Annotated in this window: 24 protein-coding genes; 4 read left to right on the forward strand and 20 right to left on the reverse strand. The window is 58.6% G+C overall.

Annotation, left to right across the window (positions count from 1 at the left end; genetic code table 11):
- Positions 1-19: 19 nt before the first annotated feature.
- Positions 20-622 (forward strand): class I SAM-dependent methyltransferase, encoded by a 603-nt coding sequence (locus QP971_RS01715; RefSeq protein WP_198493029.1) that lies wholly within the window; start codon positions 20-22, stop codon positions 620-622.
- On the opposite strand, the gene QP971_RS01720 is transcribed toward QP971_RS01715, so the two are convergent.
- The 4 genes from QP971_RS01720 to QP971_RS01735 form a co-directional block, all read right to left on the reverse strand.
- Positions 619-2,154, reverse strand: coding sequence for a bifunctional hydroxymethylpyrimidine kinase/phosphomethylpyrimidine kinase (locus tag QP971_RS01720; protein ID WP_284810679.1), 1,536 nt, complete (start codon positions 2,152-2,154; stop codon positions 619-621). The two genes, QP971_RS01715 and QP971_RS01720, sit on opposite strands and share 4 nt — an antisense overlap.
- Positions 2,147-2,776: a thiamine phosphate synthase gene (thiE, locus tag QP971_RS01725; RefSeq protein WP_284810680.1), complete on the reverse strand. Its 630-nt coding sequence runs from the start codon at positions 2,774-2,776 to the stop codon at positions 2,147-2,149. Before thiE ends, QP971_RS01720 begins: the two co-directional genes overlap by 8 nt.
- Positions 2,777-3,589, reverse strand: a complete 813-nt coding sequence (gene thiM / locus QP971_RS01730; protein WP_284810681.1) for a hydroxyethylthiazole kinase — start codon at positions 3,587-3,589, stop codon at positions 2,777-2,779.
- Between the two features lie 244 nt (positions 3,590-3,833).
- Positions 3,834-5,177 (reverse strand): NAD(P)/FAD-dependent oxidoreductase, encoded by a 1,344-nt coding sequence (locus tag QP971_RS01735; RefSeq protein WP_005324756.1) that lies wholly within the window; start codon positions 5,175-5,177, stop codon positions 3,834-3,836.
- Positions 5,178-5,410: 233 nt separating this feature from the next.
- Between QP971_RS01735 and QP971_RS01740 the strand changes: the two genes are divergently transcribed.
- Positions 5,411-6,724 carry a class I SAM-dependent methyltransferase gene (locus QP971_RS01740; protein WP_284810683.1) on the forward strand — a complete coding sequence of 438 codons (1,314 nt, stop codon included), beginning with the start codon at positions 5,411-5,413 and terminating at the stop codon, positions 6,722-6,724.
- Between the two features lie 26 nt (positions 6,725-6,750).
- Here the strand turns inward: QP971_RS01740 and QP971_RS01745 are convergent, their stop codons facing one another.
- The 4 genes from QP971_RS01745 to QP971_RS01760 all read right to left on the reverse strand — a co-directional run bounded on the left by QP971_RS01745 (position 6,751) and on the right by QP971_RS01760 (position 9,475).
- Positions 6,751-7,659: a Dyp-type peroxidase gene (locus QP971_RS01745; protein ID WP_284810685.1), complete on the reverse strand. Its 909-nt coding sequence runs from the start codon at positions 7,657-7,659 to the stop codon at positions 6,751-6,753.
- Between the two features lie 589 nt (positions 7,660-8,248).
- Complete coding sequence (locus QP971_RS01750) at positions 8,249-8,413, reverse strand: hypothetical protein (RefSeq protein ID WP_204611469.1); 165 nt, start codon at positions 8,411-8,413, stop codon at positions 8,249-8,251.
- A gap of 15 nt (positions 8,414-8,428) precedes the next feature.
- The gene (locus QP971_RS01755) at positions 8,429-9,130 is read right to left on the reverse strand and encodes a YceI family protein (RefSeq protein WP_284810686.1); all 702 of its coding nucleotides are present in this window, start codon (positions 9,128-9,130) and stop codon (positions 8,429-8,431) included.
- Between the two features lie 3 nt (positions 9,131-9,133).
- Positions 9,134-9,475, reverse strand: a complete 342-nt coding sequence (locus QP971_RS01760; RefSeq protein ID WP_284788148.1) for a hypothetical protein — start codon at positions 9,473-9,475, stop codon at positions 9,134-9,136.
- A gap of 130 nt (positions 9,476-9,605) precedes the next feature.
- Here QP971_RS01760 and QP971_RS01765 point away from each other — a divergent pair, with 130 nt between their 5' ends.
- Positions 9,606-9,989 (forward strand): RNA polymerase-binding protein RbpA, encoded by a 384-nt coding sequence (locus tag QP971_RS01765; protein WP_023021567.1) that lies wholly within the window; start codon positions 9,606-9,608, stop codon positions 9,987-9,989.
- Positions 9,990-10,067: 78 nt separating this feature from the next.
- Here the strand turns inward: QP971_RS01765 and QP971_RS01770 are convergent, their stop codons facing one another.
- The 3 genes from QP971_RS01770 to QP971_RS01780 are packed head-to-tail and all read right to left on the reverse strand — an operon-like array spanning position 10,068 to position 13,098.
- Entirely contained in the window at positions 10,068-10,961 is an 894-nt protein-coding gene (locus QP971_RS01770) for a polyprenol monophosphomannose synthase (protein WP_284788150.1), read from the reverse strand.
- A 5-nt stretch (positions 10,962-10,966) separates the two neighbouring features.
- On the reverse strand, positions 10,967-12,493 hold the full coding sequence (gene lnt, locus QP971_RS01775) for an apolipoprotein N-acyltransferase (RefSeq protein ID WP_431831071.1): 1,527 nt from the start codon (positions 12,491-12,493) through the stop codon (positions 10,967-10,969).
- 2 nt (positions 12,494-12,495) lie between these two features.
- Positions 12,496-13,098, reverse strand: a complete 603-nt coding sequence (locus tag QP971_RS01780; protein ID WP_239274263.1) for an FxsA family protein — start codon at positions 13,096-13,098, stop codon at positions 12,496-12,498.
- Between the two features lie 85 nt (positions 13,099-13,183).
- Here QP971_RS01780 and QP971_RS01785 point away from each other — a divergent pair, with 85 nt between their 5' ends.
- Positions 13,184-13,969, forward strand: coding sequence for a precorrin-3B synthase (locus tag QP971_RS01785; protein WP_284810689.1), 786 nt, complete (start codon positions 13,184-13,186; stop codon positions 13,967-13,969).
- A gap of 14 nt (positions 13,970-13,983) precedes the next feature.
- Here QP971_RS01785 and QP971_RS01790 read toward each other — a convergent pair whose 3' ends face one another.
- The 9 genes from QP971_RS01790 to QP971_RS01830 form a co-directional block, all read right to left on the reverse strand.
- Positions 13,984-14,730, reverse strand: a complete 747-nt coding sequence (locus QP971_RS01790) for an SDR family oxidoreductase (protein WP_284810690.1) — start codon at positions 14,728-14,730, stop codon at positions 13,984-13,986.
- The gene (locus QP971_RS01795; protein WP_284810692.1) at positions 14,730-15,857 is read right to left on the reverse strand and encodes a M24 family metallopeptidase; all 1,128 of its coding nucleotides are present in this window, start codon (positions 15,855-15,857) and stop codon (positions 14,730-14,732) included. Before QP971_RS01795 ends, QP971_RS01790 begins: the two co-directional genes overlap by 1 nt.
- Before the next feature lie 32 nt (positions 15,858-15,889).
- Entirely contained in the window at positions 15,890-18,706 is a 2,817-nt protein-coding gene (locus tag QP971_RS01800; RefSeq protein WP_284810693.1) for a DEAD/DEAH box helicase, read from the reverse strand.
- Positions 18,707-18,727: 21 nt separating this feature from the next.
- On the reverse strand, positions 18,728-19,822 hold the full coding sequence (tatC, locus tag QP971_RS01805) for a twin-arginine translocase subunit TatC (protein WP_431831068.1): 1,095 nt from the start codon (positions 19,820-19,822) through the stop codon (positions 18,728-18,730).
- Between the two features lie 108 nt (positions 19,823-19,930).
- On the reverse strand, positions 19,931-20,194 hold the full coding sequence (gene tatA, locus QP971_RS01810) for a Sec-independent protein translocase subunit TatA (protein ID WP_269954239.1): 264 nt from the start codon (positions 20,192-20,194) through the stop codon (positions 19,931-19,933).
- Between the two features lie 97 nt (positions 20,195-20,291).
- Positions 20,292-21,248 carry a helix-turn-helix transcriptional regulator gene (locus tag QP971_RS01815; RefSeq protein ID WP_284810695.1) on the reverse strand — a complete coding sequence of 319 codons (957 nt, stop codon included), beginning with the start codon at positions 21,246-21,248 and terminating at the stop codon, positions 20,292-20,294.
- A 2-nt stretch (positions 21,249-21,250) separates the two neighbouring features.
- A complete protein-coding gene (locus QP971_RS01820; protein ID WP_284810696.1) occupies positions 21,251-22,237 on the reverse strand; it encodes a helix-turn-helix transcriptional regulator in 987 nt (328 codons plus the stop codon).
- A gap of 36 nt (positions 22,238-22,273) precedes the next feature.
- Positions 22,274-23,653, reverse strand: a complete 1,380-nt coding sequence (gene pafA, locus QP971_RS01825; protein ID WP_284791932.1) for a Pup--protein ligase — start codon at positions 23,651-23,653, stop codon at positions 22,274-22,276.
- Between the two features lie 38 nt (positions 23,654-23,691).
- Positions 23,692-23,883 (reverse strand): ubiquitin-like protein Pup, encoded by a 192-nt coding sequence (locus QP971_RS01830; RefSeq protein ID WP_239274256.1) that lies wholly within the window; start codon positions 23,881-23,883, stop codon positions 23,692-23,694.
- Positions 23,884-23,885: the final 2 nt, after the last annotated feature.

The raw sequence follows: 23,885 nt of genomic DNA on the forward strand, positions 1-23,885 counted from the left end.
GGGTAATATAATCGAATCTATGCCTACGTGGAAAGAAGTAACCGAAGCTAATCCCGAGCACTCCCATAACTTTGCCCGCAAATGGAAGGTGCTTGCCGCACAGGGCAAAGACATCAATGGCGAGGCTCGGCTTATCGACGCCATGGTGGAGCGCAACTCCACCATCCTTGATGCCGGCTGTGGCACCGGCCGCGTCGGCGGCGAGCTGCTTCGCCGTGGCCACAGCGTTGTGGGCGTCGACGTAGACCCCATTCTCATCGAGCACGCTGAGCACGATTTCCCAGAGGGGCAATGGTTCGTGGGAGATCTGTGCGAGGAAGAGGTGCCAGAAGGCCCCTTTGATATCGCCGTATCCGCGGGCAATGTCATGGGCTTTCTAGCGAAGGACGGCCGCGAACCCGCGCTGCGCAATATCTATAATTCCCTAAAACCAGGCGGTCGCCTCGTCAGCGGCTTTGGCGAGGGCCGTGGGTGGGAATTTGCTGATTTCCTCGACATGGCGCAGAAGGTGGGCTACCGAGTCGACTTCACTTTCTCCTCGTGGGACATGAAGCTCTTCTCGGAGCATTCCACCTTCCTCGTCGCCGTTCTGTCGCGCCCTGGGTCAGACTTACTGGCCTAAAAGCGCCTATCGGCTTGGTCGAAGAAGTCGACCTCATGGTGGCTGGCGGTGATATAGGCGCGCTCGGCCCGCAGGCGAGTGCGCTCATCCGCCTCGGAGAGAGCTTGTTCGACGATGTCGAGGCTAGCGCGAACCCCGTTGAGGAAGTCCTCGCCGCCGTACATGGACAGCCATGAGTGATAGGGGTGTTCGGGGGAATCAAATTCTGCGAGGTGGAGGCCTACTTCTGCATATAGCCAGTAGCAGGGCAGTACCGCCGCCGCGCCCACCACGTAGTCATCCGTGTGCGTCGAACGGATCAGGAAATCCGTATAGGCGCTAGTTACCCGGGAGGCTGCAGTCGTAATATCGCTCTCGAGCCAGCCGCGGTGCAGCTCCGCCTCTACCGCCAAGCAATCATGCGCTCCCTCAGCCCAGTGCAGTTGCTGTGCCGCTTCTGGGGCTTGGCTGGCGAGGCGAGCCAACGCCTTGGAGTAAGCATTCAGGTACTGGGCATCTTGGTCGAGGTAGAAGCCAAAGGCATCCTTCTCCAACGCTCCCGTGCCCAAGGCCCGAATAAAGGGCAGCGCCTTGATTGCCTCCCAGTGATCCCCGGCTAGGTTCCACAGGCGTTGCGTATGCGGGCCGGTCGCGGGAACGCGGGGCTGGTCGACGTCTGCCGGTTCTACCAGGTTGCCGGATAAGTACGGCTGGGGCAGGGTAGACGCTGCCTGCATGAGACGCTGCGAGCGGTGCAGGTGGTCCACGGGCCCGTGTCCCTTGCCCACGTGAAGCGCATCCGCATGGGCAATGGCCTCGTGCAGCCACTGGGTGGACCACGTTAGAGCTGCCGCGGGGCTATCGCCGGCTCCCAGGCGGGTGGCCAGGGCAGAGGAAAGGGAACAGCCAGTGCCATGCGTATTCTTCGTGTCCACTCGGCTTGCGGCAACGCGGTGCACGGACCCATCCGGATTGACCACCGCATTATCGGCGATGTCACCATCGAGGTGCCCGCCCTTAACGACGACCGCGGTATTAGCAGCCTTCGCCCATTCCTTTGCCGTGGCAATGGCCTCTTCTAGGTCGCTCGCCTCGTTCGTGTGAGTAAGGACTGCCAATTCTTTTAAGTTCGGGGTGATGAGATCCACCTGGGAGCAGAGATCGCGCACGGCCTGTTCTGCTTCCTCTTCCAGCAGGCGATCTCCGCTGGTAGCCACCATGACCGGATCAAGTACCACGGGAACATCGGCCGGCAGGCGGCGCAGGAAGGCTGCGACCTTGGCGGTAATGGCGGCGTCGGCAAGCATGCCAATCTTTACCGCATCAATCTCCACATCGTCGATGACGGAGTCTAGCTGCTCCTGCAGAAAGTCCACCGGTGGTACGTGGACGCTGCGGACACCCTGGGTGTTTTGAGCCACCAACGCCGTCACGACGCTCATACCGTAGCCGCCTGCGGCAGAGATGGATTTCAGATCGGCTTGAATTCCTGCTCCGCCGGTGGGATCAGTACCGGCAATGGATAGTACTCGGGGATAGATGCCTTCAGCCATGGAAAGCCTCCTTAAGGTGGGCGGCGGCTGCTGCGGGGTCCTCGGCCGCCATGATGTCGCTGACTACGCAAATTCCGGCAAACTCGCTGCCCGCCAGCTCGTGCGCATTATGGGTCTTGATTCCGCCGATGGCGACGGACTCGATGCCACGCTCATGTGCGGTGTGAGCGAGTGCTGCGGCCACAGCCGTACCCATGCCGGCTGGGGCGTTTTTCTTCGTAGCAGTCGAATGCACGGGCCCGATGCCGATGACGTCTGGGCGCGCATCGTCCGCAATAGCAGCAAGCTCCTCGTTACTGCCGATGGATAAGCCAATAAGCTGTCCCTTACCCAGCTTCTCTCGGGCCTCGCGAAAAGCCATATCATCCTGCCCAATGTGCAGGTGGCAGCCGAGCTTTGCTGCCACCTCTACGCGGTCATTGATAAATAGTGGGACATCGCCCAGTACGTCAAGCAATTCGCGTGCGGTGCGCTCGATCTGTTCGTCGCTAGCTTCCTTGTCCCGGAGCTGGACAACGGTAACACCGCCGCGTACAGCCTCCTGCACGGTGGGGACCACGTTGTCTCGCCCGCCAGCCAGATCTGGATCGGTGACCAGGTAGAGCGTCCAGTCAATAGCCACTTAAACCTCCTCCACATCAGTGAGCCTGACTAGGCCCTCGATATCCGCGGTCGGAACATCGTAGAGCGCATCCAGCCACGCAACGGCAAAGGAGCCGGGGGCGTGGTGCTTCTCGGCGGCCACGCTTCCCGCCGCACCAACGTGCGCGTGGGCGGCCATGATCGCTTCGAAAGGATCCTCCCACGCGGCCAGATATGCGGCGCAGATAGCACCGAGGGAACAGCCAGTACCGATGACGTTTTGGAGCATCGGGTGCCCTGATTCGAGGTAGACGGCACGCGTTGTAGCGCCGACGTGGACGATAAGGTCTCGCGGGCCGGAAATGGCCACGACGGCGCCGGTATCCCTGGAAAGTGCTACTGCCGAATCTAGGGCGGCTTCTACGCCATCGGTAGATTCGACGCCTCGGCCGCCCCGTCCGGTTCCTGCAAGGGCAATGATTTCTGAGGCATTGCCACGGATTGCGCCCGGGCCAAGTGGCAGCACCTCGCGCATGAAGTCGGTGCGGTGGCTCAGGCCGCCGGCGCCTACCGGATCGAGTACCCAGGGGGTGTGCGCGGAGTTCGCCCCAGTGATGGCCTCGCGCATGCCGCCGTATTGCTCTGAGCTGGGCGTACCGCAATTGATGAGTACGCCGCTGGCTACCTGCGCAAATTCGCGCGATTCCTCTGGCGTATCGACCATTGCCGGGCTAGCCCCGATGGCCAGCAGGGCATTGGCGGTGACGTTGCTGACGACCTTATTGGTCAAACATTGAATAAGCGGCGTGGACTCGCGCACAGCGTCGTGTGCGCGCAGAAAAGCATAATCCACAACTATCCCTTCGCTAGTTCTAACTGAGTGCAGGTTCGATGGGTATTTCTCAGCCGCACCGTGTGTGGCACCCCATGTTGCGTGTCTCAGCCTAACAAAGGTCACGGAAACTATATGCGAAAACCAGCGTCCGGGTATCCAGTTGTGGAATCGCCGGCGCTAATAACGGGTAGTCCGGGAAAATAAAAATCGCCGCCCGCAGCCTGCGTGCAGCAGGTGGGGCGGCGATGCGAGCGAGGAGATATTACTTCTCGTTCTTGTTAATGATATTGCGTGCGATGCGCTGCTGGGTGGTGATTTCCAGATTGCCGCGGTCGCGGGAGAGGATATTGGTTGCCCAGTTAACCAGCACGGCCAAACGGCTGCGCAGACCAATGACGTAGGTCAGGTGCAAGCCGAGCCATGCTACCCAACCTGCAAAGCCACCGAATTCGGTCTTGCCCAGCTTAACGACGGCGTTGAAGCGCTTGACGATGGCCATGGAGCCCTTGTCGAAGTAGTCGAAGGCTTCCTTCTCATTAGCGGTAGATTCCTCATCCACCTTGGCCTGAATGAGCTTAGCGACGTGCGCGCCACCCTGGATTGCAACCTGTGCCAGACCCGGCAGGCGGTTGAGGGAGATCATGTCACCGACCATGTAGACGTTATTGTGCTCGCCTACGGTCAGGTCCTCGTTGACGGAGACGCGACCTGCGCGGTCTGCCTCGACACCAGCCTGCTCTGCAACCATCTTGCCCAGTGGGGAAGCGGCCACACCGGCGGACCAGATCTTGGTAGCACCCGTCAGGGTGGTCTCTTCCTCGGTCTTCATGTCCTTGTAGGTGACGGTGTCCGCGGTTACATCGGTCACCATGGCGTTGAGGTGAACCTGTACGCCTTCCTTTTCCAAGGTGCGCTGCGCCTTGCGGCCTAGGCGCTTGCCAAATGGTGGCAGTACCTGTGGGGCGCCATCGAGCAGGTAGATCTTGGCGGAGGTGGTGCCGTAGTTGGAGTAGACATCGTTGAGGGTACGGTTTGCCAGTTCGGCAATCTGGCCGGTGAGCTCAACGCCGGTTGGGCCGGCACCAACGATGATGAAGGTGAGCAGGCGCTCGCGCTCTGCGGGGTCGTCAGTAAGCTCAGCCTTTTCAAACGCCGAGATGATGCGGGAACGCAGCTCCAAGGCATCGTCCAAGGTCTTCATGCCAGGGGCGAACTCGGCGAAGTGGTCGTTGCCAAAGTAGGACTGACCGGAACCTGCGGCGACAACCAGGGAGTCATAAGCATAGGTGCGGGAGAACTCGTCCTGCTCGGCGGTCACCGTCTGATCCGCCAGATTGATATCAGTTACCTCAGCGTTGACGAAGTGGACGTTGTCCTGATCACGCAGCAGCTGGCGGGTGGAAGGGGCAACCTCACCGGCGGAAATCATGCCGGTAGCTACCTGGTACAGCATCGGCTGGAACAGGTGGTGGTTCTTCTTATCGATGAGGGTGATTTCCACATCGGCGTTCTTCAGCTTCTGAACGGTGTTGAGACCACCGAAGCCGGCGCCTACCACGACGACGTGGTGGCGGCCACCGTTGGGGCGATAAGGGGTATCAGTCATGGATTTAATGCTACCTTCCTTAAGAAAGCTAATGTTTAGTACCCATACAGTCTAAACACTTCAAACAGAACGCGCATACTTAATGACTGATAAACTTCCGCCGCTGCGTTGCAGATTCCGCGGGAAGAACCGGCGCGGCTGTGCGGAGCGCCTAAACCGGGGTGCGCACAAAGCTGACTAAGGTTGTTCCGGATAGTGACTTCCTCCGCCCACCAAGGAGCGCACCTGGCATTATGTCTTTTACCCGCCCTGAGCATTTGAGCTCTATCGATGCAGAATCCTGGCCCAATGTGGCTACGGTTCCCGCGCCTCGTTGGCCTGGAATGAAAGCCCGCCGGGCAGAGGCTGAATTTGCCAAGGCTTGCGATGATGCCGGTCTAGAACTTGACCTCGAAGCCGAAGGAGAACCAGATCTCAAGGTGGGGCATGATGCCTTGTTTGAGCGCATTGCCGCTAGCGGTTGGCTAGGATTTGCGGAAAGTTATATGGCAGGAGAGTGGACCGTCACCTCCTCCTCGCAGCTGGTAAAGGTGCTCGGCCGCCTATTGGGAGCAGGCTACCTCCCCAAGGCCAAAATGCTTGGTACTGGTAAGTCGGAGCCAGGGGAGCTGCCACTGGAATTGGTTCGGCTCTATGCCGGCGATGGATTAAGCCATGTAGGTGGGATTTTTTCCAGTGGCGTACCGACCACCATTAGGGAAACGGTGGAAAGCTATAGCCCCAAGGCCGGCCGCAAGGAGCCGAAGAGCCACTTCGTCGATGTCACGACGCTGAGTGAGCCCACGAGTGTGGATAGGGATGACCTAGGAGATGCGCAGCGTCGCGCGGCGGATTGGCTGCTTGACGTCACCCGTACCGGCGCCGGAACCCATCTGTTGGTATACCCGGCTGCCGGAATGCAGCCGGCGATGCGGGCGACTAAGCGGCGCGCTACGGTAGACGTTTTGACCAGTGATGTGGACCAAATGAGCCATATGCGCGAGGCCCTCGTACTAGAGGGGGCGGACGATTCCATCCATATCGAGCGCATTCCCGGCGTCGTCCCGAACCCCAAGCAGTGGCACGGTCACTATGACGCCATCGTCACCGTAGAAAAGGTAGAACAACTCAGCGCTAGTGAGCGCAAAGAGTACATTCGCGCAGTCGACCGGTTCTTGACGCCTAATGGGCGGGCAGGAATCCAATCCATCGTGGCGACCGAGTCGATGACGGAGGCCGGTAAGGCCTCGCTTCAGGCCTTGCGAGCCTATGTGTGGCCGGGGTTGGACTATCCACGCACCACGGAGATGCACCAGCTAGTAGATAAGAACTCCAATTTGCGCATCGTGTCCGAAACTCACGTGGGCACTCATTATTTGGAGTCCCTGCGTCAGCAGCGTTCCTTTTTCGACGGGCACCTGCGAGAGGCAGCGGCCGCTGGGTTCGACCCAGTCTTCCGCCGCTTGTGGACCTTCCAATTTGCCCTCCGCGAGGCCCTTATGACGCTCGGGATGATTGACTCGGTGCAATTTGGGTTGGCCCACCGCAACCGCGGGGGACGGCGTTAGGCGGCCGGCCGTTAAGCGGGTGGCCCTTAGGCCGGCGGCAGCTCGTCGAAGTTCTTCATCAGATCCGCGCTGGGCACAAAGAAATTGGTGCCTGTAAGCGCGGTGGAGAAGTCCAAGATACGGTCGTAGTTTCCCTCCGGCTTGCCGATGAACATATTGCGCAGGCGCTCCATTACGTTTTCTGGATCCTTGGCATAGCCAATGAAGTAGGTGCCCATCTCACCCGCGGCGAAAGAGCCGAAGACCATGTTCTCGCGGTAAATATCTTCCTCTAAGTCGTTGAGTGCGACGTGGGAATTTGATGGCTTAGTGTCATCGTCCAATTCGATATCGTCGGCTTTGGTGCGCCCGATGACCTTCTCTTGTTCTTCAGTGCTTAGCTCATTCCACTTGGCAAGGTCATGGATATATTTTTGAACGGTGACATAGGAGCCGCGGGGGTAGTCGGCGTCATCGCCAAGCAGCACAGTATCTAATGCCTCTTCGGCAAGGGGATTGGCGGTGCCATCCACAAAGCCCAGCAAGTCGCGCTGATCCAGGTACTTGAAACCTTGGGTCTCATCGATAACCGTTGCGGCTTCACCGAGCTGATCGAGAACCTGGCGGGCCATCTCGTGGCACAGGTCATAGTTATTTGCGCGGAAGTGGAGAAGAATATCACCTGGCGTGGCTGGGGCCTTATGTGCGGCATCGATTGCCTCAAATTCCTTCAGGCGTTCAGGCATAGGTGCGCTGGTCAAACGCGGCCACATGGAAGCTCCGATGCCAACTACGGTATAAAGCTCACCTTCGTTGTAGCGGAAGTTCACGGACTTGAAAAGCCCGGCGAACCCCGTGAGCATATCGCGGGTGGCTTGCTCGCCGCCGTCATTGATTTCAAGGACAAGAAAGAGAGCTGCGCGGGAAGGCTTATCTACTACGTGCTGAATCGTCATGGTGCCGATTTTACGCACCCGGTCGATTCACAGAAGGCTAGTGGGGCGGAAATGCCCCTTGTTGGAGATCGTCTCTGCAACGCGCCGGTAAGCGGTGTACGGGATAGACCACCGGGAGGGACTCGCACCTATCTTTAGAATGACATAATGTACATTATCGGACAACTACTGATATCTAGCGGACCTTCATATGTCGCCCTCAATAGCGCCCGGGCGCTAACACATCTTCCCGGCTCATCTATTGGGCCCCGATTCAGCTTCGTTAAATCTCCACGCGATATTACGGCGCTTTGCTTGGCGACGGCCCGCGGTCTCTACCGCGCCATCCGCCAGCCGCCGGCCGCCAGACTTAGGCGCAGGTATCGATTCCGGCTGTAGCTCATTGGAGTTCGGATTTGCGGCAGCCGACCCCATTTGCCTTTCGGGACTTTTTAGTCCGGGGTCAACCGTTGGCGACGGTGTTTCGCTCGGCGACCGAAAAACCTGATATCGGGCGAAAATAGACCCTACTGGCGGGACTCACTGCACCACTACATAAAGTCACACTGACTTTAATCGAGGAAGTACACCCAACGCCGTGAAGGTCTAATTAGCGGTTCCGGTAAGCGCTCCATAGCTGCCAGATAGTCAACAGCGCCAAAAGGACCGAGATGGCTACAATGACCCACATCTGTTGAACGGCTACGAAAATGGTAAAGCCGATGACCACGATGAGGCGCAGCCACATAAACGGAATAATCTGACGGGAATTCACAGGCTTAAGCCCTCGTTAGTTCTTCTCGAAGGAAATGCGGAGATTTACCTCGCCGTTTTCCTCGACCTTCGCGGCGAGCATCTCTGGGGTCTCCACGCCGTAATCAAGGCGATTAACTGGCACGGTGCCGCCGATGACGATCTGATCGCCATCGCGAAGAACGTCGAAGTCTTGGGAAATCTCGTGCGTTTTATCCTTGATAGTCAGATCTCCGGTGAGCTTGACTTTGCCAATGGAGCCGTCATCCGGGACGTCGGCAAGCGAGGTCGGCTTAGTCAGCTCAAAGGATCCCTCTGGGAAAAGCTGAGTCTCAAAGAGCTTGGACTTCATGTTCTCATCGCGGACCTTCTTATCCGTGGTCAGTTCATCCATATCAACGGTGACCGTGGCGGTTTTCAGGGTGGAATCAGAAATATCCGCCTGGCCGGTTACCTCCGTGGTTGAACCCGATGTGGTGGTCTTTTCCGCAGGTAGAACCTCATTAAAGGTAAAACCAACCGAGGTATGGTTATTAGCGCGGCCCTTGGCTACCTCCCAGGTGCCATCGAGCCCCGTTGATGCGGCCTTTGCGCCGTCGGCGGAAACTGGTTCGGTCTTTACTCCGGCGCCCTTGAGGAGCGAATACACCATCGGGCCAATGGCTACGGCGGTGAGCAACACAATCAGCACCACAAAGATGGTGATGACGAGCTTGCGATTATAAAAAAGCTTTTTCATCTTCTATCGAAGTCCTTCTAGGCGTCGCGCCAGGGCAACAAGCTCTTCGCACAAACCGGCAAGCTCCTGCGCACTAGCGCCTTCCTCCGCGGCGGTATTGATATCTTCTGCGGAACAACGTAGTTCAAAAAGTCCGTCGCGCAAACTCTCTGCCTTTTCTGGAGTAAGGATGACGGCATCGGCGGGAATCCCCGTGCCACTGACGTTGTTTCTTTGCTCATAAGCACGCTGTTTACAGGAGGCGCTGCAAAACTTCCGTGGCCGTCCCCTACCGCCTTGGTCAATGTCCTTCCCACACCATTGGCAGGAACCGACGTTGCGTTCACGACTAGCTGTACGGATCACCTGATACACTTTAGTCCATTTTAGGCGGGCTGGGAACAAAGACGCGTGGGTGTTCGTTATACTTAGTAGCTCTTAGGCGAAGTTTTGCTTCGCACTCAATCAGGGATCTCTTTGAAAAGGATGATGTTGCATGGCAGATCGCGTACTCCGTGGCAGCCGTATGGGCGCAGTCAGCTACGAAACCGACCGCGACCACGACCTCGCACCGCGCCAGATGGTGAAGTACCGCACCGAAGACGGCGAGATTTATGAGGTACCTTTCGCGGATGATGCTGAAATCCCTGAAGAATGGATGTGCAAGAACGGCAAGCTGGGCCACCTGGTAGAAGGTGAAGGTGTTGAGTCTAAGCCCGCTAAGCCACCACGCACCCACTGGGATATGCTGCGTGAGCGCCGCTCCATCGAGGAGCTCGATGAGCTGCTTGAAGAGCGCATTAACCACCTGCGCTCCCGCCGCCGTTCCGCAGCCCGCCTCCTGAAGGAACAGCAGGAGCAGCAGCAAAAGAACTCTTAAAGTTCTACGGTAGCAAAAGGCCCGTACCTCCCTAGTCTGGCTAAGAGACGGTACGGGCCTTATGCGTTGCGGTGGCGCCTACTTCTTCAGTTGCGCAATCTGGTGCTTTGCCAGATGGCCGATCTCGCTGGCGAAGTCAGACACCCAGCCGGCGCCCTTGCGAGCTTGAACGCCTAGGTCATGAATGGAGCCGTCCTTGACTTCTCGGTTGACCAACTTGGATACGGCGTCACTGAAGTCCTGCAGCTGCTCAGCGCGATGAGCAACGCCCCACTTGGTGACCTCGAGCAAGGAATCCTTCACGAAGGAACCATCAAGCTTAGATTCGCCATATTCGCGCTCGGTAAAGGTAATGGGAACCTCGCGGACGTCAAAGCCGGCCTTGACCGCACGGAAGGCCAAATCCACCTGGAAGATGTAGCCGGCCTTGGACAGCTCATCAAAGTCGATGGACTCGAGGAGTTCGCGGCGGAACGCACGGTAACCGGCGGTCATATCGGACAGGCCAGCGCCCAGCGCGACGGAAATGTAGATATTGCCCAAGCGGGACAGGTACTCGCGGGATGCTGGCCAGTTGACGGTCTCGCCACCCGGAATATAGCGGGAGCCGATAACTAGGTCCGCGCCCTTGTCCACCTCTTCTAACAGCAGGTGAAGCTGTTCCGGGGCATGGGAGCCGTCTGCATCCATCTCGCACAGCACTTGGTAGTCGCGCTCCAATCCCCATTCAAAGCCGGCGATATAAGCGCCTAGCAGGCCACCTTTGCCCTCGCGGTGAAGAACGTGGATGTGGTCATCTTGCGCTGCGAACTCATCGGCCTTGGCACCAGTTCCATCGGGAGAGTTATCGTCCACGATCAGGATATGTACCTCCGGGATTGCCGCGCGGACGCGTCCGGTGATAAGAGGCAGATTTTCGATCTCGTTATAAGTCGGGATGATAACCAAGGTCGAGGATTCAAGCGTGCTCACAGTGTTTATGCTCCTACGTATGTATCTGTGCCGGGGCGGCGCGGGGTGCGTCGCAGGCGGTTTGTGCGCAAAGCTACCAGTGCGCAGACTGTTCCAATAATAACCATGAGCCAGTGCAGGGGCGAACCAAACCTGACGGAAAAGGTCTCGCCACTACGCAAGGGCAACTGCTCTACTAAGGCGTCCGGCGTGAAAATCTCCGTGGACTGGCTAACGTGTCCATCTGGGTGAACGATGGCGGATACTCCAGAAGTCGCCGCCACCACCACGGCTCGATCCGTCTCCATGGCACGCAATCGGCTCATGGCCAATTGCTGGTAGGTCATATCGGAATAGCCAAAGGTGGCGTTATTGGTGGGAGTAGTCAGCAGTTCTGCGCCATTCTTCACCGACTCCCTAAAGGCGCTATCGAAGGAGACCTCGTAGCACGTTGCCACGCCAACCGGCACGCCCGCCATGGAGACCACGCCTGGGCCGTCGCCGGGCTGAAAATCGCCGGCGAGGTCCACATAGTCAGAAAACTTGGCAAAGAGATCCCGCATGGGCATAGTTTCGCCGAAAGGTTGTAGGTACTTCTTATAGTGATGGTCTCCCACCGTATGACCAGGAGCGAATACCTGCATTGTATTGCGGGCTCCCACCTCATCCCGCGTAGCGGTGCCAACCAAAACAGGTGCGTCTATCGCATCGACGGCGCCGCTGATCGCCGAGGCTGCCTTGCCGTCACGGAATGGGTTGATATCAGAGGAGTTTTCGGGCCAGATGACTAGGTCAATGTCTTTTTCGCGGGCGGCCAGCTTTTTTGTTTCGGCCACGTGATTGTTGAGGACCGCTTGGCGTTGCCCGGCAAAGTCTAGGCCCATGCGAGGTACGTTTCCTTGGATTGCGGCAACCTTTGCTTCCCCGACAGTGGAATCGTCTCGGTTGATTCCCAAGCCTGCCACCGTCGCGCTTGCGAGGGGAAGAATCGCTGCTAGGAGTGCGGCGCTCTTTGCCTTCCATCCGCGTTGAATCAGCAGCGCAGCGAGACCGCAGCCGCACAGAACAGTGGCTGCGGTAATGAGCGAGGTTCCACCCCACGGCGCCAGGTTGGCTAGCGGTCCGTCGATTTGTCCCCAAGCCAATTTCACCCAAGAGAAACCGCCGAAAGGTACCGAAGAACGCAGCACCTCCACCGCGAGGTAGAAGAACGGGAAGGCAATAAAACCGTATTTCCACCGCGCTACTGCTGCGCCGCCAAGGCCCAGCACAATGGCGTATACCGAAAGCCATACGGCCAAAGCGATGTATGGCCCGCTGCCCACCAATTCGCCGATCCATGGCAGCGTCAGCAGATACAGCACAAGCGAATGTGTTACTGCAAGAAGCGCACCCACACGGGCAGATACGTGCCTAGTTCCCCACGGCAGCAAGCTCGCGTACAGCAAGCCCACGCCCACAACGGCAGCCCACCACCAACCACGGGGCTGTATGGCGGCATACGTGAGCAGACCAGAAAGGCCCGCCACAACGAGACGGGCAAGCGTCAGCATCACTAGCTCTTTCCGTCCTTGGACTCGCCACCGGAGGGTCCGAAGTCATCTGGATCCAGGTTTTCGCTCCAGCGGCGGATCTCTTCCTCATCCAACACCTCATGCAGGCCAGCATCCTGCGTGCTGGGGTGCCCACTTTGTGTTGCTTGGCCACGACCAAAGGAGCCAAAGTCGCCATAAGAGTCGTGCTGCTGCGCCATCGGGGTGGCCTCGTAGATCTTAACGCCCATGTTTTCGATCTTGCGGTACAAGGAGGCGGCCATCACCGTGCGGAAGACGGCGCGGGTCGGCGAGAAAATAAAGAGGGCTCCGAGGATCGTCGTCAAGAAGCCCGGCAAAGAAAGCAACATGCCGCCTACCAAGGTAAGGCCCACATTGCTGGCGGTCTTGCCCACATTGCCGCCGCGAACGACGTATGTACCGTCCCCTGTGCGTTCGACCTGCTTTCCCATCAAGCGGCGCACTTCAATGCCAGCGATGGACATTCCGAAAAACATGGTGACAAAGAGGGCGATAAGCGCCCAGCCAACACCGATCCATTGAGACACGGCCCAGAAGGTCAGGGTCTCTGCGACCATGTAGAGAGCAAAATACATAAACGGCATGGCCTCAGTCTAACGAGGCAGACTGATAAAGTGCTGGCAACACTCATGCGCGAAAGTGCAACCGCGGCAGGTTAAACTAGTGCGCATGTTTACTCCTGCGCGTTTTGAAGACCCCCAGTACGGCACGTGCATCCGCATCCACGCTGCCGGCGGCAGCACCCACGCCCAGGATTGGGTCATTTTGGCGCAGTGTGCCAGTGATGTTGCGGATGGGTATGTCTACATCGACCGGTTCTCTGCAATCGAGCTGCGCGGTATTAAGGATGCGGAGGCGCTCAATCAGCAGCTCCAGGAGTTGCACTTGCGCGCCACGGCGATGCCGATGCTGGCTTCGCCTTTGTCGGCGGTAGCCAAGCAAACGGCCCAGGACATCGCGGCTGAGCTGGGCGCGGTGGAAGGCGGTCCCGGACTGGCAGTTATCGCCCACAACGACGTACCGACCGGCGCGACCGCAGTCAGCCTTAGCATTGACGGGGACGGAGCCCTGCGCCTTGAGCGTTCCCCGCTTGGCGACGCCCCCTCGGCCCCACTGACTCCACGCGCTGCCGCCCATCACTATGCGGAGGCGCTCCAAGACACCGAATCCCTAGAGCATAATGCCTCCGCCCTGGTTGAACCAGGCCCTATTGGCTGGCTGGATGATCATTTGCCTGCGGGCGTAGTTGACCTTGGCGCGGGCGTGCACCGCGGCGCCATCCCTGCCGAGTTTGCGCAACTTGTCGGCCAGTTAGAGGTAGACATCACCGTCACCCCGTGGGGCGGATTAGTCTTTCACAATATTGCCGAGGGTGACGCCGAAGTGGTACTGCGTGTACTCGCCCCACGGGGTTTTATCTTCGACATCAACTCTCCCCTACTACGCGCAGAGTAAAAAGAACGCAAAGTTTAGCGCGGCATGTGCCGCCAGAGGGGGCGCGGTACAAGCCGCATGACCCACGCTAGGCCCTGCAGAGCCCGAGGGATCCACATGGTGCGCGAACGCGGTTTTCCCCGCCGTGCATCTCGGGCAATGCAGTCGACAACTGCCTCAGCCACATCTGCCGGACGCACGGACAGTGGTGCCGGCTTCATTCCTTCGGTCATGCTGCCGATGACAAAGCCAGGGCGCGCGGTAATAAGGCCTACCTGGCTGCCGTGCAGCTTGTCCGCCAGCCCCTGACAAAAGGCATCAAGACCGGCCTTGGTAGATCCGTACACGTAGTTTGCCCGGCGGGCCCTCCAGCCTGCTATCGAGGAAAACGCGACGATATGGCCGCGGTGCATACGCTGGGAAACGAGCGTAAGCAGTGAAATCTGCGCGGCATAATCGATTGTGGCGATGTCGACCGCGTGGGAAGCATCGCGTTCTGCCCGCTGCTGATCGCCTAAGATACCAAAGGCTACGACAGCTAGCTCAAGGGGGCCTGCCAGCTCTATGGCGCGATCGACCACACCGGCATGGGACGGAAAATCTGCGGCGTCAAAATCAAGCAGATGCACGCTGCGCGCACCCGCCGCCCGGAGCCGACTTACTACGCCTTCCATACCGTGGGTGCCACGAGCGGCGAGCACAATATCTTGGCCAGGGGCTACTCTCCTAGCGATTTCTCCGCCAATATCGCTACGGCCGCCTAGAATCAGTACGCCAGCCATTAACGGACGTCACGCGGAGCTAGGTTCAGGGACTCGTAGCCATCGTTGGTTAGCACCACGATGTCTTCCAAACGCATGCCCCACTTGCCTTCCAAGTAGATGCCCGGCTCAATGGAAAATGCCATGCCCTCCTCCAAGGCGAGATCGTTGCCTTCCATGATGAAGGGCTCCTCGTGCGTGGACAGGCCGATGCCATGGCCGGTGCGGTGGACAAAGTAATCGCCCCAGCCGGCTGCCGAGATCGCCTGACGGACGATGGCATCGATGTCTGCGGCGGTGCTGCCGGGGTGGGCTGCAGCTCGGCCGGCGGCTTGGGCGTCGGCAAGCACGGCATAGGCATCCTGAAAATCCTGCGGAGCCTTGGAAATATCCCCGCCCACTACGTAGGTGCGGGTGCAATCGGAGTGGTAGCCGGAAGGCAAAGTGCCGCCGATATCGACGACGACTGGCTCGCCCTCAGCCAACACGCGATCCGAAAAGCTATGGTGCGGGTTGGCGCCATTCGGGCCCGATCCGACAATGACGAAATCGATAACGGAGTGCTCCCGTAAGATGAGCTTTTCGAGTTCATGGGCTACCTCGACCTCAGTACGACCGGCCTGCAAAAGCTGCGGTACCTGCGCGTGGACCGCGTCGATGGCACGGCCAGCCTTGCGCAGCTCAGCAATCTCAGCCTCGTCTTTGCGGGTAAAGAGCTCGGCCAATGCATAAGTGGCCAGTTCATAGCTGGCGCGTGGAAGCAGATCTTGGAAACGCAGCACGTGGTCTGCAGTCAGCGACTGTCCCAGCGCTACCTTGCCTAGTCCGTCGCCTGCACCATGCAGAGCCAACTTGTATGGGTCCTCGCCGTCATTCCAGCCACGCAACTCTACATCCAGCTCACCTACTGGAGCAGCCTTGATATCGGTGATATCGGTATTAGGCGCGGCGATCCATGCAGTGCCCCGCTGCGGCACGACCAAGACCGTCAAGCGTTCGTGGGAAGAAACCCAGGAGCCGGTGAGGTAGGCAAAGTCTGGTCCCGTGCCAATGAGGAGCAGGTCGATGCCCTTGTCTGCAGCTGCCTTTTGGGCGGCGTGCAGGCGCTGGGCGTAGACATCAGCGGAAAAAGTCTGAGTATCAGTCATGCCCCAGAGTCTACTCGTCCGCGCCGCGGATTTTAGGCGCCAATGGCTACGACACCGCGCTGAATTGCGTCGATAGCCCGGCGAGCGTTGCGTTGAATTTCGCCGTCATACCCAGTCTTAGCCACTTGTTGGAGCAAGTCGATAACTTGCCGGCACCAACGGACAAAATCACCGGGGGTGAGCTCGGCCCCGGCTTCATTTGCCGCGGCCATGCAGTAGCCCAACGGCGCCCCAGCCGCCCATTGGTGTACCGCCAATGCGAATCCGGCCTCTGGTTCACGTGTGGGCGGCAGCCGGTGGCGCTGCTCATCAGCGGTAAGTTCGGTATACACGCGCCACGTGGCATTCATAGCGTCAGCCATGCGCTCGGTGGCTGCTTCCGGTTGCCCACTGGTGGCCTTGCGGTTTTCGAAACAGCACAGGGAGGCAACGCCGGCAAGCTCTGCGGGATCGAGTTCATCCCAAATTCCGCGCTTAAGGCATTGGGCGACGAGCAGATCGGATTCGCTGTGAATTTTGGCAAGGCGTTCACCTTCCTCCGTGATCACCGGTGTGCGACCTGCACCGACCCCGGTGAACTCTACGTAATTCATCTCTGCGAGGAGGTCCACAATACGCTCGAAGGTGCGGCCCAATGTATCCGTTGCTTTATTGACCTTGGATTGCAGCTTGTCCCGATCACGCTCGCGCCGTGCAAGCTTTTGTGCCAAGCCCGCCAGCTGTTCGCGGTCAGTAGCCGGCCAATCGTGAGCTGGATGAGCACGCAGTGCGTCGCGCAACTGGCCTACCCGCTTATTTGGCCGAGCGCGGGTTTGGGACTTCATGCGCTTAGGCCGGTCGAAGTGTTCACGGTGCAAGACATCCTGCACATATCGGGTATTGCGGCGCGGGTTCTTGCGCACCGGCTTGGGGATCTTGATGCTACCGACTTGGATCGGTGGGTTATTGATTCCGGCTGCATCGATACGTCCAGACCACCCGGACTCAGTGGTAATCCACGGGCGGGGATCCGCAGTTTGGTTAGCGGGAGTAACAACTGCGGCGAGAATAGGACGCTTCTTGCCGGGCATGGCAATAACATCGCCCAGCTGCAGGCGCCCCAGTACCGCGATAACCTCTTGGTTTCGTTGATTGGCACTATCGATTTTTGATTGCTTTTCTTCAACCGTGAGCTCGCGGCGCAGGCGGACATAGTCCATGAGAACCTCGGCGGGATCTTCCCCGTCTTTAGCAGGTGGTGCAAGCGACGCCACGGCATCATCGAGCTGGTTGCGCAGTTCTCGCACGCGATGCTCGGCGCGTTCAATCTCGCGAGTTTCCTCCACCACGGAGCCATCGGCTTGGAACTGTGCGAAGGACTTTTCCAAAAGGCGGAGAGATTCCTCGAAACCAAGCATTCCCAGCAAATTGATCGCCATATTGTAGCCCGGTGCAAAAGTGGAAATGAGAGGATACGTACGGGTAGAAGCAAGGCCAGCTACTTGACGCGGATCCATGGCGGGGGCCCACTGCACGACTGCATTGCCCAACGTATCGATGCCACGGCGTCCTGCGCGGCCCGTCAGCTGCGTGTACTGGCCTGCGGTGAGATCGACGTGCGCCTCACCATTGAACTTGATGAGCTTTTCTAGCACCACGGTGCGCGCCGGCATGTTGATGCCGAGTGCGAGCGTTTCAGTAGCAAACACGGCGCGGACGAGCCCGCGTACGAATAGGTCTTCCACGATGTGCCGGAAGGCGGGTAGCATACCTGCATGGTGCGCGGCAAAGCCGCGGGACAGGGCTTCGCGCCAGCGCTTAAAGTCTAGGACCTGCAGATCTTCTTCAGGGATACCTTCTACACCCGCATCGACGATATCCTTAATTTCCTGTGCTTCCTCCTGAGAGGTAAGCACCATGCGGCTGCGCAGGCACTGATAAAGAGCGCCGTCGCAGCCCGCGCGCGAGAAAATGAAGGTGATCGCCGGAAGCATGTCCTGCGATTGCAATACCTTCAATACCTCTGGGCGGCCCAAGGGGCGATAACGATCCTGCTTCCGGGCCGCGCCGGAGCGTCCCCTTCCCTTACCGTGGAATTCGCTGCGTCCGCCACCCTTGTGACGGGCACGCGCGCGAAAGCCCTTGCCGGACTTATAGTCTGCGCGACCATCGTCGGTATCACCGGCCTCAAGGCGGTGGATCCTACGCTCGAGCTCGGCGTTGACCTGTCCGCCGGATTCTGGCTCGAAGAGCGGATAAATCTTGCGCCCCAGCATCATCCACTGGTCGAGGGGAACTGGGCGGTGTTCGGAAACGATGACGGTGGTATCGCCGCGCACGGTAGACAGCCAGTCGCCGAATTCTTCCGAATTGGACACGGTGGCAGATAGGCCAATGATGGAGACATGATCCGCGAGGTTGAGAATGACCTCTTCCCACACAGCACCGCGGGAAGCATCGGCCAAAAAGTGGATCTCATCCATGACCACGTGGGTCAAGCGATCGAGGGCCGCGGATTCGGCGTAAATCATATTGCGCAGCACCTCGGTGGTCATGACGACGATCTCTGCATCAGAGTTGATCGATACGTCACCGGTGAGCAGGCCAACGGCCTCTTCACCATGCTCTTCCACCAAGTCGTGGTACTTCTGGTTGCTCAAGGCTTTAATTGGCGTCGTATAAAAGCACTTGGTTCCCCGGCTCAGCGCCAAAGAGACAGCAAATTCGCCCACGATGGTTTTGCCGGCGCCGGTCGGCGCGCAAACCAGTACGCCATGACCGTCCTCCACGGCCTGGCAGCCCTTTACCTGGAACTCATCCAACGGGTATGGCAGGGCTGCGGTAAAAGAATCCAGATGAGTTTCAGTCATGACTCCCCAGGCTACCCGTGCCTAGAGGACATCGTCGAAAAAGCCGCCGCTAGTCGACGAAGTCCCACTGGCGCCGGTGCTCCATGTCTGCCGCGGCTGCTGCTGTGCCTGTTGTACTGGCTGTGAAACGGGCTGAGAGGGGCCCGGTGAAGGGTGTACTCTGCTCGGCGCCTCGACAGGGGTTGGCCCGCCAATGGCTCCTGGTCCAGCGCCAAGCGGCGAAGCAGTCTCATCATCGAGATCCATCCACTCGGGGCGTTCACGCTGCATGCGCTTATCGTGGAGGCGGCAGAACTGGAATGCTATCTCGATGAGCAAGATCAGTGAACCAGCCAGTACCACCATCGAGAAAGGATCCTGGCCCGGGGTGACGAAGGCGGCGAAAATCATCACGACGACAATGATGATGCGACGCTTGTCTTTGACGTGTTCATATTCGAGCACGCCAATAAGGTTCAGAGACACGATAAGCAGTGGGATTTCAAAGCTGATGCCAAAGATGAGCAGCAGGGCCAAGAGAAAGTAGAAATAGCGCTCACCGGTCAGGGCCGCTGTTTGATACTCGGCGCCGATACCCATGAGGAATTCCAAACCCACGGACAAGATGAAATAGGCCAGCACGGCACCCGCAACAAATAGGCCCACCGCGGCACTGACAAAGCTCAACGTGTAGCGGCGCTCGTTCTTATGGAGACCAGGCACAACGAAGGCCCAGACCTGATACAGCCACACCGGAGAAGACAATACGGTGCCGGCCAAAGCGCCTACCTTCAAGCGCAGCAGGAGCATTTCAAACGGGCTGGTGGCCAGTAGTCGGCACTCGCCGTCCGCGCTAAAGGAGGCGCGCTTATCTGGGGGCAGCGCACAATACGGTTCTCGTAGAATTTCGCCCAACGGAGAAAGCCCGAATGGTGCTCGTTGGTACCAAATGAACCCAATGATGGCCCCGACGACAACCGCTAGCACGGAAATAATGATGCGGCGGCGCAGCTCCTGCAGGTGCTCCACCAAGGTCATCTCCCCGGTAGGGTTCTTCTGTTTGCGCGAAAAGCGCAATTTACCCTTCACGCTCTTGCTTGTTTTCTGGGGAGATAGAGGCTGTGACTGTGACGACATCAGTGTGGCTCTTTCAACGCAAAGAAGCGAACACTTCCCTACTGCACGGATTGCGGGTGCATATCCGCGCACTGCAGGGGTGTTCGCGCGACGACAGGTTAGGGGCGTTTACTGCTGAGTATTGGTGTTGCTCTGCTGGCCTGGTTGCATGTCTGGGCGGTTCCAGAACTCCTCATCGGACTGCTGCTTCTGGTTCAGCTGCGCTTGAGACTGAGAACGCTGGGCATCCTCGGAATGCATCTCATTGACCTCAGACTTGAAGATGCGCGCGGAACGGCCAATAGAGCGTGCCAATTCCGGCAACTTCTTTGCACCGAATAGCAAGACGATGACAAGAACGATTAGGCCAATTTCCATAGGTCCTATACTCATGGAGAAACCTCTTTCAACTAGTGCACCAGCATGCCGGAAAGCATCACCGTCGGCTTATTTGCCAGCGAGCAGGCGCAGTAAACGGGCAAGTAACTGGCTACAGAGTATAGCCGCTCAATGCGGTGTTTCCTCGCTCCGCAATGAGGTTTACCACGGATTGAGGAGCCACTACCCGCAACCTATCAGCTTGACCCAAAGCAAAGCGAATAAGCCAATCCACTGATCCCATAGGCATTGTTGCAGCTACTTCCCCATTTCCTAAGTCTTCACCCAAGCGCATATCGTAATACTCAGCCAGCCACGTGAATTCTTGGTTAATTGCTAGTTGCACGGTGTCCCCATCGCCCAAATTAAAGGGTGAAGAGGCATCAAAGTCGAGGTCTTTCAGGTGTGGCTGGGATTTTTCCTCCACGATACGAGCCTTCCTAATGCGGTCGATGCGGAAAGTGCGATGCGCTTGTTTTGCTTCCTCCCAAGCGGCCAAGTAGGGCTCGGAATCAACGATGAAAATGCGGGCTGGATCCACCACCCTCTCGGATTCAGCATTTGAGGAAGCGCTCCAGTAACGCAGCCGTACCCGTTTTCTCTCATTGATTGCTTGGGTCAAAAGCGCCTGGATATCAGTCTCTTCAGGGGCTGGAGTAGACAGCGACTCATAGATGGCGACTGTCTTTTCATCCATGATGCCGCGCAGCTTAGCAGCGGCGGATTCGACCGCATGGGCGTCGATTAGCCCTGGCATCGCCTGCAAAGACTCCAAGGTAAGGAGCAAAGCACCGGCCTCCGTCGGGGTAAGGCGCAGCGCCTGGCTCAAACCCTGATCGTTGTGAATGGTTACCCCATCGCGATAACTAACGGTGAGATCAATGAGATCTTCGGTATTGCGCCCAGTGCCGGAACAAAAGAGCCGATCGAGGGCCTCTTTTAATTCGCCAAGATCCATGCCCAAATCTTTGGCCGCTTCCATGGGCGTCTTGTCGGGGTGATTTTTGAAGTATGGAATCAGGTTTAAAGAGCGCACGAGCGCCTGAAGCTTTAGTGAACCGTCAGCCATGACTAGCCTTCCTCCTGCGATTGTGACGCTTTGTGCAAAAGGGAGATGACTTCTTGGCGGATCCCGGCTGGTTCGAGCACCTGTACCTCTGGGGCATAGCCGGCCGCAGTCCGCACGAGCCAATCCTTATCCACCTTGTGCAACAACACCGTGCCATCGGTTTGTTGCTCGCCGGAATCTAAAAGCTCGCGCGCCTGCCCGTCAGGGATAACGAGGCGCGCATCGACTTTTTCCCCACGCTGCAGTACACGCTCTACCAACACCTGCAGGTTTTCAGTTGGATTGGGATGCTCCGCGGGGTCGTGCGAGCGTTTGATGTCAGAGACGCGGAGGGCGCGAAAGACGCGCGGTTCGTTGCGGTCCACATCGAATCCTACGAGGTAGATGCGGCTGTCCCGGTTGACCACTCCCCAAGGGTCCATTACACGGCGTACCGGCTCAGTAGCCGGATTAGCACGGTAGGAAAACGTAATGCGGAGCTGATTGCGCACCGCAGCGAGCACCGCGGTGATGATTTCTGGGGCGAGTCGCGTGATGTCATTGACCGCCGTGTATACCGGTGCGCCTGCGAGGTTGCGCGAGGCGCCGCTGGCGGCAATTTTGGTCCAACCGGACAAGGAGAAATCACTCAGGCCTCCGGTGGTACCCACTCCCCCTGCAATGCCTAAAACCATGGCCTCCTCAGGGGAAAATTCTACCGGCGGCAGCTGGTAGCTACTCGCGTCGAGGCGATAGCGCGCCCCGTCTTCGCCGCCAGAATGAACAATGGGCACCCCGGCGCGCTGGAGGGTTGCGATATCTCGTGCCAGCGATTTGGCGAAGGCTTCGTCTGATTTATCGCCGTATCCTGCCACGTGACTGCGAATCCAAGCGGCGGTGCGATCCGGGCTACCGCCGGAATTGGCGGCGCCCTGTAGCGCGAAAGAGAGGTTGGTCAGTCTTTCTACCGCTTCATCATGCCGTTTCGGCGCGGGGTTGTGTGCTGCCACGTGGTGTGTTGTCTCCCTGGTGCGGCTCGTTTGCTTCTAGCTGTGGTGTAGACGCATATAGTCTAGCAACGCCTCGACCCGATCATCGTCGGCCACGAAGGGATTAAGTAGCTCCTCGGTGCGCGGCTCTGGGCGGTTGACCTTAAGGCGCGTCCAGTCAACGGTGACGTTGGCCCCAAGGCTACGGGCAGCGGCAAGGAACTGCCCACGCAGCGCGGCGCGGGTGGTCGGTGGTGCTGTGTCCATGGCGCGTTCGATGTCGGCGTCCGAAATCCACCGTTCAATAAGTCCCTTGCGCAGCAAGACATGGTAAAGCCCGCGGTTCGGACGGATATCGTGATAGGTCATATCAATCTGGGCGAGCTTGGGGTGGCCCCAGTGACCACCCAGCCGTGCGCGGTAGCGCTCGAGCAGTCCCAATTTAATGACCCAGTCGATTTCTCGGTCCACGCCGGAGAAGTCTTGAGTCTCAATGGCCTGCAGCATGCGCTGCCAGAGATCCACCACGCGCCGCATTTCTGCCGTGGGAGTGCCGGCGTCCTCCCGCTTGTCCAACCACTGGCTCGCGCGCTGACATAGTTGTTGCTGGACCTCGAGTGCGGTGACGGATCCCCCTCCTGTGAGCGGCAGTTCGGTCGAGCCCGTCATATCACGTGCGATGGCGCGGATATGGTGAATTGGCTTGTCGATGTCGAACTCTGGCAACTCAAATCCAGCCTCCAGCATCTCCAACATGAGCAGCGTGGAGCCAACTTTTAGCGCCATAGTGGGCTCGGCCATGTTGGAGTCCCCCACGATGACGTGCATGCGGCGGAAGCGTTTCGAATCGCCGTGCGGTTCATCCCGGGTATTGATGATGGGACGCGAGCGGGTGGTGGCAGAAGACACGCCTTCCCAGACCTGGTCTGCGCGTTGCGAGAGCAGGAATTGGGCAGGCTTATCGCCCTTAGCGGGCTGGATCATGCCGGCGCCGCAGATGAGCTGGCGGGTAATAAGGAACGGAAGGAGCGCCAGCCCCAAATCCTTGAGCACCATGTGGCGGCTGATGAGGTAGTTTTCGTGGCAGCCAAAAGAATTGCCGGCTGAATCCACATTGTTTTTAAACAGGTACACCGCGCGCGGGTGTCCCTCGGCAGCAAAGGTTCGCTCCGCTTTTTCGCCCAGCCGGTTGACTATCGCATCGCCGGCGCATTCATAGGCTAGAAGCTGGCTTAGGCTATCGCACTCGGCGGTGGCTACCTCGGGATGAGAGCCGACATCGAGGTACAGGCGGCTGGCATTGGTAGAAAAGATATTGGACGAGGAATGCTCCTTGACGATGGGCCGGAAAAGCACGCGCGCCACTTCATCTGGGCTCAAGGCGCGTTCTCCAGGGCCCGCGCTGGTGGTTAAGCCATATTCCGTCTCGATGCCCATGATGCGACGGGCGAAGACAGGATGCTGGTCACTCACCCTTACTGCCCGCCCTTTTGGACATAGGAGCGCACGAATTCCTCGGCGTTGTTTTCGAGCAGGCCATCGATCTCATCGAGCAATTCATCGGTGCCGGTGGTATTGATGCTCAGCTGCGTGGAGGTAAACTCCTCCTCCCGCGTGGAGTCATCGCCGCCGTTACCGCCGGTGACCTGCGACTGGTGGGTTGACATGG

The sequence above is a fragment of the Corynebacterium marquesiae genome, assembly GCF_030229635.1.
Classification (GTDB): Bacteria; Actinomycetota; Actinomycetes; order Mycobacteriales; family Mycobacteriaceae; genus Corynebacterium; species Corynebacterium marquesiae.

What these genes read in the sequence shown, in the direction of transcription:
- QP971_RS01715 (WP_198493029.1), top strand. Translation starts at nt 20, where the DNA reads ATGCCTACGTGGAAAGAAGTAACCGAAGCTAATCCCGAGCACTCCCAT.
- QP971_RS01720 (WP_284810679.1), bottom strand. Translation starts at nt 2,154, where the DNA reads ATGGCTGAAGGCATCTATCCCCGAGTACTATCCATTGCCGGTACTGAT.
- QP971_RS01735 (WP_005324756.1), bottom strand. Translation starts at nt 5,177, where the DNA reads ATGACTGATACCCCTTATCGCCCCAACGGTGGCCGCCACCACGTCGTC.
- QP971_RS01740 (WP_284810683.1), top strand. Translation starts at nt 5,411, where the DNA reads ATGTCTTTTACCCGCCCTGAGCATTTGAGCTCTATCGATGCAGAATCC.
- QP971_RS01745 (WP_284810685.1), bottom strand. Translation starts at nt 7,659, where the DNA reads ATGACGATTCAGCACGTAGTAGATAAGCCTTCCCGCGCAGCTCTCTTT.
- QP971_RS01755 (WP_284810686.1), bottom strand. Translation starts at nt 9,130, where the DNA reads ATGAAAAAGCTTTTTTATAATCGCAAGCTCGTCATCACCATCTTTGTG.
- QP971_RS01765 (WP_023021567.1), top strand. Translation starts at nt 9,606, where the DNA reads ATGGCAGATCGCGTACTCCGTGGCAGCCGTATGGGCGCAGTCAGCTAC.
- lnt (WP_431831071.1), bottom strand. Translation starts at nt 12,493, where the DNA reads ATGCTGACGCTTGCCCGTCTCGTTGTGGCGGGCCTTTCTGGTCTGCTC.
- QP971_RS01780 (WP_239274263.1), bottom strand. Translation starts at nt 13,098, where the DNA reads ATGCCGTTTATGTATTTTGCTCTCTACATGGTCGCAGAGACCCTGACC.
- QP971_RS01785 (WP_284810689.1), top strand. Translation starts at nt 13,184, where the DNA reads ATGTTTACTCCTGCGCGTTTTGAAGACCCCCAGTACGGCACGTGCATC.
- QP971_RS01790 (WP_284810690.1), bottom strand. Translation starts at nt 14,730, where the DNA reads ATGGCTGGCGTACTGATTCTAGGCGGCCGTAGCGATATTGGCGGAGAA.
- QP971_RS01795 (WP_284810692.1), bottom strand. Translation starts at nt 15,857, where the DNA reads ATGACTGATACTCAGACTTTTTCCGCTGATGTCTACGCCCAGCGCCTG.
- QP971_RS01800 (WP_284810693.1), bottom strand. Translation starts at nt 18,706, where the DNA reads ATGACTGAAACTCATCTGGATTCTTTTACCGCAGCCCTGCCATACCCG.
- tatC (WP_431831068.1), bottom strand. Translation starts at nt 19,822, where the DNA reads ATGTCGTCACAGTCACAGCCTCTATCTCCCCAGAAAACAAGCAAGAGC.
- tatA (WP_269954239.1), bottom strand. Translation starts at nt 20,194, where the DNA reads ATGAGTATAGGACCTATGGAAATTGGCCTAATCGTTCTTGTCATCGTC.
- QP971_RS01815 (WP_284810695.1), bottom strand. Translation starts at nt 21,248, where the DNA reads ATGGCTGACGGTTCACTAAAGCTTCAGGCGCTCGTGCGCTCTTTAAAC.
- pafA (WP_284791932.1), bottom strand. Translation starts at nt 23,653, where the DNA reads ATGGGCATCGAGACGGAATATGGCTTAACCACCAGCGCGGGCCCTGGA.
- QP971_RS01830 (WP_239274256.1), bottom strand. Translation starts at nt 23,883, where the DNA reads ATGTCAACCCACCAGTCGCAGGTCACCGGCGGTAACGGCGGCGATGAC.